The following is a 12,738-nucleotide window of genomic DNA, read 5'->3' as shown; positions in this document are numbered from 1 at the left end:
TGTCCATTAAGGCGCGTAAGTGCCGAGAGCGTTGACTCTGTTGACCTGCGGGGCGTAGTAATCAAGCCAAGTTGCGGAGCCAGCTGTCAAAAAAGCTTTCGTGGTTCCAGGCTTCAGCTGAGTGAGGTTGGAAAACTCTTTGAATAGCCGCTTGGTTTCGATGGACGCTTCGCCAGCCGACACGCCTGGTACATACATAAGCAGGAAAAATGTCAATGGGCCGAACATTATCACCCTTAATGTAAATGTTTCGTACTGATTAGGCCCATAGGCGATTCTCATTAAAAATGGATTCACCACGCCGGATCCGTTTGCAAGATCATCAAACACTTTGTATTGGCCATTTAGTTCTTCAGTGGTTACTGGAGCTGCTAGAGTTGCCAGCACTGCAAAATTCATCTTTTGAGGTGATGGAGAACCATTCAAAATATAAGGTATGAATTTTTCAAATAAATGGACGTGGCCTTGGTCAGTGCGAGTTGAATTGAAGGATATCTTCAAAAGCCAGCGTACTAACCTGTCATAATCATATGAAAGCTCGGCGCGGCGCTGGATGTAATTCTGGGTCAAGAACCCATTGGCGATAAGAAATTCTTTTCCGTAAGCGTCAAGGCTGGATAGCACTCCGCCATTGCATTTTTCACAGACATCTTTCACTTGGTGCTCGCCGCCTACCATTTTGCTAGCGACTTCATTCCAGCCAATCACTTTAGCTTGCAGCTCTTTCTGAAAGCGATATATAAACGCTGGAATTACATGCTCACGAGTTGCTGGAGCGTCTTTTTTACAGTATGCGCAGATCATGCCTGGCTCCTTCCATATTGGTGTCCTTCGTAGCGGATCTTCGCAGAAATCTGTTAACAGATTCAACCCAGCACTATCTGGGGCTGACATATTTTTCGGGAACGAGGCTTACTGCTAGGCAACCTGTGCCCGCAAATATATTTATGGACAAAGTTTGCATTTGAGGTTTTGGGTCAAGGCGACATTGGCAACCGAGGTGTCAGCCTGCGCACACTCGGCGATGACGTGGGTTTTTTTATAGGAACGGCGTTCTTGTGGCATGGGTGTCCGCTTAAAAAGGCTAGAAATGGCGTCCAATCAAATTTAGACGGACACCATCGCCTTAAGCGATGACCTCAGGAAGGTGTGTCCCCGGACGGTTACCATCCTCAGGCCTTTGGCCCAAAGGGCCGGCGCGCTCCGCTTGCGTCATGACCTATAAACGTCAAGCCTTAGTCATCATCGTCATCTTGATTACCATGGTGCGACGTACAGCCACAGTCTTCAATGGCACCGCCATAAAAATCGTCTTCGCCATCTTCCACCTCCCACATGCTGGTGGTGCAATAACAATGTTGGCACTGATAGTGATACGTTGACATATAGATTGATTCCTAGCTGGCAGTGGCTGAGTCAGTCGTTGTTGTGCGAGTAGTCGTCGAAGTAATCTTCTTCGTAGTAAGGGTCATACATGGCGAATACCGCTGATATGGCTTCGGCATCACGCTGACTCAATCCAAGGCTCGAATTCAACTCCATTTTTTGCCGGGTTGCGGAGTCAAGATTGTCATAGGCGTATTCGGTAGCCTGCCCATCACGACTGCCTTCCTGAACGAGCATCAGCCTGTAAATGTGCCGCTCATTTGGAAGCTCGGTGGAGTAGTAACAGTGTCTTTTCGGCAAGGCTTTTCCCGTTAGCTCGCGCAAAAATGAGCTTGTAACACACTCATTTTTGGAGGTCGTGGATTGCTCATTCAGAGAGTAGAAGGCAAAGCTTTCCGGCTCCCCTGGATAGCCTGTGCGAAACCGGTAACTTGGACGTAGCCACCATAGCCAGATGGTAATTTCCCCGTCCGGTATCGTGACCTGCACCGGGGGAAGCGCTGTGGAATGCTTTCTTCTTCTGGGGGCATTAAATTCTGGCCATTCTTCGACGGATTCGGCTGGGTCTAGCAACGAAAACTTGGAAGTCGCCCCTGAAAAGCGATGTTCTGTACTGACAGCAATCTTTCGAGCAAGCTTTTCGGCGACTTGCACCATGTCCGAGGCGTTGCTGCGATCATGTATCAAATGGTAGGAGGCCGCCCGCCCACCGGCGCTAACAGCAGCAAAACCGAGACCAGAGTACTCCCACGTATCATGTGCGGAATCGGGGATTTTGGGCGCTCTTTCGCTCATCGCGTTCCAGCTACGAAACCCACAGGCATGGGATATAGCGGTCAGCCATTTCCCGAGCGGTACGGTATTAAAGATGTGAGCGTAAGAATGTTTTACGTAGTGTGCTAATTCTTTGGCTTCGGCAACGCTGAGAGCAGGCATACCTTTCTCCATGACGAGCACATGTAAGAACGGGGCCTCCCATTGCCATTCAGTGCTCAGTTAGGAGCGCAGCAAAGAATTGTTCAACAGAGATTTACCGTGCCCAAGAGGGGCGGGAGGGGATGGTTCTCTAAACCTTGAGTGGATGCTACCCATCGTTGACGGCTTTCGCAATATAAGATTTACGGTGGTTTAAATTACTAAGTGCTTCCGAATGGCGCAAAGAAGGCCCGGCTTCAACCCATTCAACTTACCGAAGTCAAATTTTGCAGCAGGCCTAGGCAGCTTGAGCGATGATCAACTGCCGCCCTTTAAGGAGTTAGTTCGTGACTGCTAGTACCCTGGCCAAGCAATTGAAGAATGCTCAGCACGTTGTGGTCTTCACTGGAGCTGGTGCATCAGCGGAAAGCGGCATCCCGACATTCAGGGATGCCCTAACTGGGCTCTGGGAGCGGTTTGATCCTGCACAGCTGGCGACCCCTGAGGCGTATCGTGCAGATCCGAGTCTATGTTGGGGATGGTACGAATGGCGTCGGAACAAGGTCATCCAGGCGCAGCCGAATGGAGCGCACCTCGCTATCGCTGAGCTTGCCAAGCATGTACCCAAGCTGACGGTCGTCACCCAAAACGTTGATGATCTTCACGAGCGAGCCGGCAGCCAGAATGTGATTCATCTGCATGGCAGTCTGCACTCTCCCCGGTGTATCGATTGCGGCCTCGCGTATACGTTGCCCCATACGTCCGACGTGCTGCCTGAGAATGGGGGCCGGATTGAGCCCCCGCGATGCAGTGTCTGTAATGGGTATATCCGTCCTGGCGTCGTTTGGTTCGGTGAGATGCTGCCTGAGGATGCATGGAGTGCAGGTCTGGCAGCTGCAGAGGAATGCGATGTATTCCTCTCGATTGGTACGTCGGGGATTGTCTACCCGGCGGCTGAACTCCCGTTACGTGCTTTGGGAAATGGTGCGACTGTCATTCATATAAATCCGGTGCGTTTTGATATCAGCAGTCAGGAGTACTTTCTCCATGGTCAAGCGTCGGTTATGACGCAGGGTCTACTGAGCGAGGCCTTCGGTTACCTTCCTGCATCGTAGGTCGATGGCGATTCACGGTTTATCCGCTTTGGGCTTGCCCCCATTCGGGGGGCGGCTGTCGTGAACCAAACCCTGCTGCGCAGGTTTTGGCCCTACGGGCTTCCATCCTCAAGCCTTTGGCCCATCGTGGGCCGGCGCGCTCCGCTTGCGCTCGATGCGCATGTTATTGACAAGTAGCAGTCGGCGGCATTCGTTATTGCGCAAGTCTGGAGCGGCTGTTTACGGCCAATAGCGGTCATTCACAAACATCCGCTTTTCGGTAAAAACTAGGCCGTAAAGTACGGGGAATAGATCGGCCCTTACTTTTTCCAGTACTCCGGAGGTCTAATTGCACACCGGGTACGCGGCGGCAGCGAGATCTACACTATAGGTGTCGCCTCTAACTGTTAATTATTCAGTGGCGGCCCAGCATTGCCGCCAACATCTCAGGTAAAGACGTTGCATGGGAATGAATAATGCTTCGTTTGAAGCCAGAGGCGGAAGTATCAAGCTGTAGTGACCTCCGGCATCACGTTACGAATGGCATTGCGAAGGCGGTCATCGCGTGAACTCTGAACAGCTCTTGCGGCCCAGGCGCTAAAAACCTCTACTTTCCAATTGCGTAAGTGGGAGGATGCCAGCGCAAGAAGTGGCTTCTTGCGATCGTAGATAGCAAGTAGAGCAGCCAAATCACCAGCGGCGATTGCGGCCGCGATTTTAGTTTCCATTTCAGCTGCTAGCGTGACGACGTCCAGTTCACTCGTACGAGCATGGTAGCTGACAGCTAGATCCGCGACCGACTTGTCACCAGATAAATCAATCAGCTTAAGCATTCTATCGATACGTCGACGGCAGTAACCAAGGACGACCTCGCTCGCATTCTGTACATCGGAAGCGTCGGCGAAAATTGCAGATTTAAGATTGGCGAGCTTTGCCTCTAACTCAGACCCTTCAAGATCGTTCATCTCAAGGATCGCACGTGACACCGTGGGAAGTAGCAAAAGGTTTTCTATTTCTGACACTGGCAAAACTTGGATGCCGATGTCAGAGAGTTTGGCGCGGTCAGCTTCATCGTGACCATCTGCGTCGACTAAGCCCGCACATTGAATCCGTGTAAAAGCTGCGTTACGGCGCAATGTGGCAACTGAGTGAATAACGCTTTCGCATCCGCCTCGGGGTACGACTGTCATGCCAGGGTAGCATGCGCGGTAAAACGCAAGATCTAGACTGCCATGTTCACCTTCGACGAAAAGGATCGGCTTTCGACTGCCCAAGATCAGCGTGACAAGCTCTTCGCTGAACCCTGCCGTCTCCGGCACTTCGTCGATAACCCAGCCGGTGGCCGGCGTGTAGCTACGCGCCACGTATTTCTTGCCTGCTCGAGACGCTGCGAACTCCAAGTCATGGGTAATTAGGAAAAACGCGCAGTCTGTCCGCGCGGCCTCCAATTCGTCCCATAGGCGACTAAGGATGGAGCGATGGACATGAATTTCAGGCTCATCCATGATGAAAACTGAGTCAGATTCTGCAATTAGCACTTGGCCGATAATATAAAAAACAGCTTTTTCACCATCGCTCATCTGTGTGATGCTGTACGATTCCCCTACCGAATCGTCAGTGTCTGCGGAAACGGTAATGTTATCTGCCGTGATTTCTAGACGACGAGTTGGCAGAATCCTATGGAATATAGCTTTCAGTTTTCGCACTAAAGTATCAGGGCTCACTATCGGTTCTCCATCCGCAGCAGCGTTATAGACCTTAACTGCGGTATTCGCCTGTTCGGCGAAAAGTACTTGGAGAAGTGCGCCTGCGTCATTGAGTATGAAGCGCGGTTGGGCCTGTCCCCATCGATTCGCGCCACGCCCTTTGTCGACATCGCCATATTCATATGGTCTTGGATAGCCATAGCGTAGCTGAGCTCGAGCTGCCTCCTCGCTCACCTTCTCAATATCCGGATCAAGCGCTAGCATCCGCTGCGCAGAAATACGATGCGCTTTGCTCAGCAACTGCTGTTCGCACTCCACTGCCAACTTCGTTTTTCCGCTTCCGTTCGCACCAACGATTATTGTGGACAACCCTGCGCGAAGTTCAATGGGCATAGCTGTGCCTAGAATTTTTAGATTAATTTCTAACGACATTGATTCGTCCTTGAGGTGGTGGTTTAGATGATGCTAAACCGCCATGATACTATGAGTCCACCAACGCTCTGTCAGGTTTGTGGACTAGCTGCGCGGAGTAGCGTGGAAGCCAATAAGAATGTTTGAGGATTGATGTGACAACCTGTAGCCGAAAAAGCAGAGATCAGCGAACGGCTGCTATTGGCTGCTTTCTGTCTGTTGGAGACGACTTCAATAGGCCCATTGCAGCCGATCGCGGCAGGCTACGATCGGCTGGTAGCAATACTGCGGCTAGCGTCAGCTGTGCTCCATTCTCGCTACTTAGGGGATGGCGTACGCTGACGGGAGCATGCGTTTAAGCGCTACAGACGGCTAAGGCCAAAGCACGCAGAGTAACGCTACTCCGCGCACCATTGATTCACCTACTTCAATGTGCTCCACAGTGCGGTTTTGAGTTTATCGACCATTGCATTGGAGTAGTCATAAGGGATTGACTGGACGGTCACTACCCTCCAGAAAGGGGCGCCAACCTGAGAAATTTGGACATTGAGGCGATTGTTGTCGGAAGAGACCATCCCTCCAGTGCCCTCCCAAAATTGACGCCGCTCTCTCTCAAAAATACGTCCGCCATCCGAAAAACTCATAGTGGCGGCGGTTCCTTTTTGGAAGGCTTGTGCGTACTGACTCAGTGAATAGCCAGGGAATTCTTCCATGGCCAGAATGACTACGGCATAACCAGCGGCCTCGGTGAAGATATATACCGGCATGCCGTTTTTGATCGGCTGTGTGGTGAGTTTCCACCGGGAATCAACCTTGATGCTCCGCAAGGTTTTAGGATTCTCCCAATAAAGATCTTTCTGTATGGTCATCAGTCTCGATTCTCGCTCGGAGTTTTTCTCAACCTCATTAAGAACGGCTATGAATCCAAAAAGGCATGTGAACGCGATCCCGAAAGCGATTTTTCTGATCCAGTTTGGAGATTTTGATCGAGCAGTAAAACCTAAAGATTCGTCGTAACTTGCCTCTAAACCCTTGCCAAGCCTGGATGATTGGGCTGACATTGTGACGAGATTGATGAGAGGAATACCAAAAGCCAAGCCCTTCATCCAAACTGAAAAGTTACGAATAAGATATTGGATGAAGCCTAGGCGTTTTCCGCAAATTGTTCTAACTTTTATCCCCAGTAGGGATTTGCCGGGGGTATTGCCAAGCACTCTATGGATAATTGCATCGAGGATCAGCGCAACTGGCATGCATAAAATGCTGAAAATCTGGCTGGATCCGTAGGAGTTGATCCATTCAACGAAGTGAGCCGAGTATCTGCCTAAAAAATAAGCGGAGCACGTCGCAACGAGTAGAGTTTCCCACCAAACATCAAATATACGCGCAAAAAATCTAGCCCACCGATTTGTCATTGGGAAATCTATCGGATTGACTGCTTGTTTAGACGGAAATGGTGGTGGAATGACTGACATCACTGGGCGTAGTTCTTCGACTTCGTCGATGGATTTCCAAGCTTCCATTCCTTCGCGCCATACCATCGTTTTAATTCCGATACTCTCGGACTGAACTAATTTCTTAAGTTCTTCAATATCAACTGGGCCTTTCTTCTTATCCTTGACTACATACCACCAAGTGCTCATTCTTATTCCTTTTTTTTGAAATCTACTTGTCTGTTAGTTGCTTTGATAATGAATTCCCATGAGCGAAATGAAAGTGATCAAGAACTACCCAATGGATTTGATCATACAATTGCTGTTTCTTATGTCAATTGCAACCGCATGCGACAGATTGCGTCGGGTTGAAATCGGCCTCTCGCGAACGGTGCTATTGGCCGGAAGCACCCGCTTATGAATGACTGCCTGTCGCCACCGGCAGCAATACAAAGCTCTCAGTCGATCATGGCTACTGAGTATGCATGATCACATGCAATGCAACTGATTGGTCACTACCGATGCAATTAGGTGAGCAAGCAGAGGGCAATTTTGCACTCTCATGTCAGCCTGATCCCTAAGGGTTACTTTGCTAGCCTAACAACCGCTCTTCCCATTGTCCTAAGATCTATATTCCTAGGTCAGTCTCAAGCCGATTCCCTCGCAAGCTACGCGACAACTTCCCGACTGGCATGATCTTCATTAGCTCGTCGGCCAGATGCTCGGCGTGAGCGCAGTAGAGAGCGATCCTTCCTGGCTCAGCGGGCCTGCCAGGTACGCCCGCATCAACGGCCATTTGGGCAATTCTCAGAATACTCAGCACATCCTTTCCAACAAATTCGATGTCCAGGTACTCGACAGTTGCACGGCCTGGTGATCCCGCCTTTACCCACTGTTTGACGATAAAATCATTGAGGCCAGTGGAGCCGAACTGCTTTAGAGCAATTTTCCAAAGCTGCCCTTCCTGAGACATGCTCAGCCGTGTGCTGGTCATTCGAAGCTCATGGTTGTTCAGGTGTGGGTGAGATCAAATATCTGCGAACAGTAGATTTCGATAGCCGCAGCATTACTGAGATATCGGCCACCGACACTCCCGCATCTCTAAGACGATTAGCCTCTGCCACTTTCTGGGCCGCTTCAGATCGGACGGGGCGACCAGGTGATGACTTCCCTGCTCGCAGCAACGATCCCATCTCGAGATCGGTACCATCTTTTTTTACCCTATCTAGTTGCTTCCTCAGTCGCCTCAAGCCTTCTGCGAATGGTTCGCCGGACTGCAGAGAGGTCGCCATGAGGATCAACGAAGCTGCCTCAATCTCCAGTATGGCCGCCAGCCGAGTGAGGACATCAATGGTGATGTTTACCTCTCCACGTTCTATCTGCCCCCAGTAAGAGCGGTCGATGCCGATCAGGTTTTCTTGAGATAGCCCTTTTTTTCGGCGCACTGCTCGTACCACTACAGCTAGCGCTTCTGCGGCCTCCATGACTTCTCCCCGAGCAAATCGAGGATAAGGCCATATTGCGAAGCACCATAACACGGGCTATCATCCGTTTTGTGGTGCTGCTTGCTATTTGATGCTGACTTTACATGGCTTGGATCTTCTTGAGCCGAGCGATGCAGCGGCCGTTCGGGGGCCACGACCTAGTCCAGAGCCAGCGGTACCGATCATTACTGAATTGTCAATTTGCGGAATATTACTGAAAGGACGCCCATGGCTACCGTCGGAAACACGAAGTGGTTTGATGCGCCAAGTACGCCGTCCCTGGGACTGCCAGATAGCTCAGAAGCTCGAGCTTTGGTAACCAAGCGCTTCCCTGATAAGCCCTATTGCCTTGTCGAGGAGTGGACAGTTTTCCATGTCGAAGTCACCGACAAGGAGCTCGTGAAACTTTCCGAAGCCGGGCTCCTCCCCCGGATTGTATTTGCCCACAAAGTGGTTGAGGACAGCTGTCACCGGTTTCAGCCTGGTGATTTTGTACGTTCCACCATGTGCAAAACCTTCGAGGATGGCGTGTTTTTAGAAACGAGGAATACGGTCTACGTGCTTATAGGCTCGGGTCATGAGCAGCCTGCAAGCCTCAAAGACATCTTCTCCATCTTCAAATGAACGCTTCGAGCCTCAGCCCCATGAGATCACCTACAAATGTTTAGAACCCAAGATCGTGACATGGCCGGCCTTCCTGGAATGTTTGGGGAAGGCCTATCGCACTGGCACCTCATATCACGAGTGCTTAGATCCCACTATTACCACGTCATCGTTGAAGCCAAGCGCGATGATCACAGCACTGAAGTCTTGTTCTTGGCGGACAGCGAGCCACAGCTTCAGCAGCTACTTGTCGCGCAAGATCCCGATATGAAGATCGTTGATGTTCAAGTGTCGACGCCTGGATGGATGAACGGCAGCAATAAATGGGTTACGGAGCCGCTCACCCAAGTGACCGTTGGCCGAGATCAGACCGGGTGCGAAGTGTATTTGCTAGCCGTCGAGGATGGCTCCTCGTACCACAGTTCCCACGAACCAGATTTCCGCTCGGATTTGCTCACAAATTTGCGGCCGATTTTCCTGTCGACCATGATCCAGGCTGCCTGAATTCAGACAGGCGCCCTCAGCAAACCTGCACGTTTGAGGCGGTGTGTTCTTGCAGCCAGCAAACGAGTACCAGGTGCACGACATGACTAATACGATCGAAATTAACTACCACGGGAAACGACTTACCTATTTTGACCTCAAGCGCATTTCTAAAGCTCAAGACCAAGGCTTTCACAGGCCTGTCACTGCTTATCTTTGCAGTGTATTCGTCATGGCCGGAACCGCCGTTGGAGTAGTCTTCGGCCATACACGAAAAGACGACCTGGGACGATTTGAAGATGGGCATTTCATCCGAACTTCGGACATCGTTATGGCACAGCGCGAGGGGCGTTTCTGGGTGCTGACGACGCTGAATAGCAGGTATGCCATTGCTACGTTCCGAAAAGGCATTGGTCGAAAAAGCCTTCGCGACTTCCTGCGCCCAGCAAGCGGCCAGCATCCTTTGCCTCCGTATGTATCGCATTGATCATGAGGGAATGGCACAACACGAGCCCGCAATCCGCTTAGCTTTGAGGGAAGACACATGTCCGGCACGATCGTAAAACAAGGCGAAGTCATCTCCATCGCGTCGGGTATCTACGAGAGTTACGACAGGTCTGGGCCATTTATCGCGATGCGGGATTTCGACTTGGACGCCATCGTCGAGCGGCTCAAGCCGGCGGTGTCGGAACCATGGGAAATAACAGATCTGATGTGGACAATCCCGAAGATGCTCCTCGAAGAGGGCTTCATCACCTTGATGCCTTGCCGCCGGCTTTACCTAGGCTCCTTCGGCGAATTCGATGTAGGTGAGGAGCCGTGGTACGACATCTAATCGCCGCCTTGAGTGACCTTGCGGGCCTCCACTGTGAATGCCTGTTTCCTTTGTCTGCCACTACGTTCCCAGGTCAGTCTATGAAACATTCCCACAACGCGTTATGCCATCCGGGAGATCACTCTCCCGTGGATCCGGAGGTGTTGTCGATACTCGACATTATCGACCGCTACGTGCTCTGCAATCCTGGGAAGCTCAGGCTGATAGATGAAGAGACGGTGGGCAGGTTTAGAGATTTGGTTGGGCATGTCGAGATTGAGCTCCAAAGGCCGCTGTCGCTAGATGATGATTAGGCCATCGCCGGGATGAGTTTGCATATCTGGTTCAGGCGACGTCCAATTATTGAATGACTCGACGCTCGCACCCGATCCTCAGGGTTGACAAAAGTAATGGCTGGATATACAGTGTTTTCATTCTGTACTGACGTCTCTCTCCTCTTCGTCCACAGTGTTGCAGCGTGTACTTCAGCGATGTTCGTAGTCCAGAAGCGTTTCAGAAGCCCCTTAATTGGGGCTTTTTTATGGCTCTTGCATTCAATGAGAAAATATCTTCGCTATGCGCGCCTGCAGCCGGCGATGGAGACCGCCGACCCGTCGAGCATCTAAAGCCCAGCCGTCGGGACGTCGTGAGATCACTCTGCAGCAGGATCCTGGGAATGATTATCTAAAGCTTGGGCTGTTAACAACATGCGCTTTAAATAGTCCTTCCCGGCGAGTTCAATGGCCTCGTCGACGGGGTATCCAAGGTGTACCAGTAAGCTGAGCGTGAACAATACGCGAAGTCGATAAGTCAGAGCGACCAGAGCTGGCCCCTTCACCGCCTTGGCTCGCCCATGAGCGTCATAATGCGCATGATAGTTTCTAGTGTTCACGGCGCCGCGTACGATTTGATGCGTCTCGTCATTCCCTCCAAATACCAATTCAAATCTATCGATGAGCTGGTGCAGCCGTTCTGCTAATGAGATTTCGTTCCCATGGGCAAGCTTGCCTTTGAGCCAAAGACGATAGTCCTCAGGACATCCCTCTAGTATTGATTTAACTCGCTGTTGATATTCGGTTTTTGGCCACTTACGCACTTCCGAAGAACGGCGATGTAGCGCTTCCAGGGCCTGTGCGATGGCGATGAACTTTGTATCCGCATAACGCTGAGCCCCATCCTGCACCGAGTAGTGATGATGCAACGCAGGTACTAAATTCTCGTAACCCTCGACCCACGCCTTCAGGACTGTATCCAGCCTTGGAGCCATGGTGCGGTAATGCAAAAGCATTGCCTCACGATTAAACACTGCCTTTGTGGTGCCATTCAAACTTTGATAGTAGACGTTTACGTGGCATTGATGCTTCGAAAGCTTCTCGTCTTCGAATACGGCTACCACTGAGTGAATAGCCACTGTTTTTCCTATTGCAAACGAAAAAAACCGGGTGAGTTGATGAGAGAGTTGCTGAAAATACCGCAGAGACTTCGATTCTGAGGCTGTCACCTGGATGTAGGCTTGCTGGAAGAGCTCTAAGTTTGGGTACCTAATAATTCCAGGTATTCTCACTTCCATGTTGATCTCGAAAACGGATCCATCAGCGAGTACACATTTGACCTCCTCGGCATGTTGAACGGAAACCGTGGTACCTATAAAAGCGTCTGTGTGGGTGATTTTGAAAGCTGACTCACCGAACCATTCACTAAGGCCGTCCACGCAGAATCGTATGGCCGTGAATGTTGGACTCTCGGTAAACCCCACACCATCAAAAACCGTCTCGACACCTATAAGCGACCTTCCTAGCATTTCACCGAATGGTAGCGCCATATTTCGATAAGAACAGCTCTCAAGCGTCACATATCCTCCCTCCACCTCACCAACCAGACGTCCAATCAGCGTTCCATTAGCGGTCGGGAAGGCTATTGTGGTGGAGGTAATTTCAAGCTCAGCCTTGCCACCGTCTGAAATCTTAAGCACGCCTGGAAACTTGCGTTGCGGTGAAGCGGGGAGAAAGAAAAAACCGCTTTTCGTAATGGGCTCAGCGATGAACATTCCGCACTTCCAATTTGGTGGTGTCTACACTCTCGCCCAAGTCGTATCGCACTGTCCATCGCTGGTTCATGTCACCACTTGCATCTTACAATCCGCGAGCTATACCGAAATAGCCGGTGCTTTATGTATGAATCTTATGTGGTTACTCAACGGGGCGAATCGTGCGAGCAAATACCAATGTCCGGGCCTTGCTGACAGCTTTACTCCTCGCGCTGATAACGCTTACTGGTACGCAAATCGCGACCGGCGACACAGACGATGGCGACCTTTCCGACGCTGGTCAGAATGACGACCGTTCGGATGCCGGCGAGAACGATGACCGTTCCGACGCTGGTCAGAATGATGACCGCTCGGATGCTGGC

Annotated in this window: 12 protein-coding genes; 5 read left to right on the top strand and 7 right to left on the bottom strand. The window is 51.1% G+C overall.

The features are described 5' to 3' along the window. Positions 1–6 precede the first annotated feature (6 nt). Entirely contained in the window at positions 7–804 is a 798-nt protein-coding gene (locus ACWKV9_RS24455; RefSeq protein ID WP_483838680.1) for a hypothetical protein, read from the bottom strand. Between the two features lie 612 nt (positions 805–1,416). Beyond that, a complete protein-coding gene (locus ACWKV9_RS24450; RefSeq protein WP_483838679.1) occupies positions 1,417–2,322 on the bottom strand; it encodes a hypothetical protein in 906 nt (301 codons plus the stop codon). A gap of 326 nt (positions 2,323–2,648) precedes the next feature. On the opposite strand from ACWKV9_RS24450, the gene ACWKV9_RS24445 reads away from it, so the two are divergent. Next, positions 2,649–3,416: an SIR2 family NAD-dependent protein deacylase gene (locus ACWKV9_RS24445; protein WP_483838678.1), complete on the top strand. Its 768-nt coding sequence runs from the start codon at positions 2,649–2,651 to the stop codon at positions 3,414–3,416. 485 nt (positions 3,417–3,901) lie between these two features. Here the strand turns inward: ACWKV9_RS24445 and ACWKV9_RS24440 are convergent, their stop codons facing one another. From ACWKV9_RS24440 to ACWKV9_RS24425, 4 genes are all read right to left on the bottom strand, one after another. Further along, the gene (locus ACWKV9_RS24440; RefSeq protein ID WP_483838677.1) at positions 3,902–5,533 is read right to left on the bottom strand and encodes an AAA family ATPase; all 1,632 of its coding nucleotides are present in this window, start codon (positions 5,531–5,533) and stop codon (positions 3,902–3,904) included. A 401-nt stretch (positions 5,534–5,934) separates the two neighbouring features. Then, positions 5,935–7,155, bottom strand: a complete 1,221-nt coding sequence (locus ACWKV9_RS24435) for an RDD family protein (RefSeq protein WP_483838676.1) — start codon at positions 7,153–7,155, stop codon at positions 5,935–5,937. A gap of 418 nt (positions 7,156–7,573) precedes the next feature. Beyond that, positions 7,574–7,939 carry a hypothetical protein gene (locus ACWKV9_RS24430; RefSeq protein WP_483838675.1) on the bottom strand — a complete coding sequence of 122 codons (366 nt, stop codon included), beginning with the start codon at positions 7,937–7,939 and terminating at the stop codon, positions 7,574–7,576. A 7-nt stretch (positions 7,940–7,946) separates the two neighbouring features. Next, positions 7,947–8,429 (bottom strand): helix-turn-helix domain-containing protein, encoded by a 483-nt coding sequence (locus ACWKV9_RS24425; RefSeq protein ID WP_483838674.1) that lies wholly within the window; start codon positions 8,427–8,429, stop codon positions 7,947–7,949. Positions 8,430–8,657: 228 nt separating this feature from the next. On the opposite strand from ACWKV9_RS24425, the gene ACWKV9_RS24420 reads away from it, so the two are divergent. The 4 genes from ACWKV9_RS24420 to ACWKV9_RS24405 all read left to right on the top strand — a co-directional run bounded on the left by ACWKV9_RS24420 (position 8,658) and on the right by ACWKV9_RS24405 (position 10,350). After that, positions 8,658–9,053 carry a DUF6957 family protein gene (locus ACWKV9_RS24420; protein ID WP_483838673.1) on the top strand — a complete coding sequence of 132 codons (396 nt, stop codon included), beginning with the start codon at positions 8,658–8,660 and terminating at the stop codon, positions 9,051–9,053. A gap of 60 nt (positions 9,054–9,113) precedes the next feature. Then, entirely contained in the window at positions 9,114–9,536 is a 423-nt protein-coding gene (locus ACWKV9_RS24415) for a hypothetical protein (protein ID WP_483838672.1), read from the top strand. Between the two features lie 82 nt (positions 9,537–9,618). After that, on the top strand, positions 9,619–10,002 hold the full coding sequence (locus ACWKV9_RS24410; RefSeq protein ID WP_483838671.1) for a hypothetical protein: 384 nt from the start codon (positions 9,619–9,621) through the stop codon (positions 10,000–10,002). A gap of 57 nt (positions 10,003–10,059) precedes the next feature. Continuing rightward, a complete protein-coding gene (locus tag ACWKV9_RS24405; RefSeq protein ID WP_483838670.1) occupies positions 10,060–10,350 on the top strand; it encodes a hypothetical protein in 291 nt (96 codons plus the stop codon). 631 nt (positions 10,351–10,981) lie between these two features. On the opposite strand, the gene ACWKV9_RS24400 is transcribed toward ACWKV9_RS24405, so the two are convergent. Then, a complete protein-coding gene (locus tag ACWKV9_RS24400; RefSeq protein WP_483838669.1) occupies positions 10,982–12,376 on the bottom strand; it encodes an ApeA N-terminal domain 1-containing protein in 1,395 nt (464 codons plus the stop codon). Positions 12,377–12,738: the final 362 nt, after the last annotated feature.

The organism is Pseudomonas corni, from assembly GCF_057128765.1.
The sequence above is the reverse complement of the archived record's forward strand: the minus strand, read 5'-3'. Positions and strand labels throughout refer to the sequence as shown.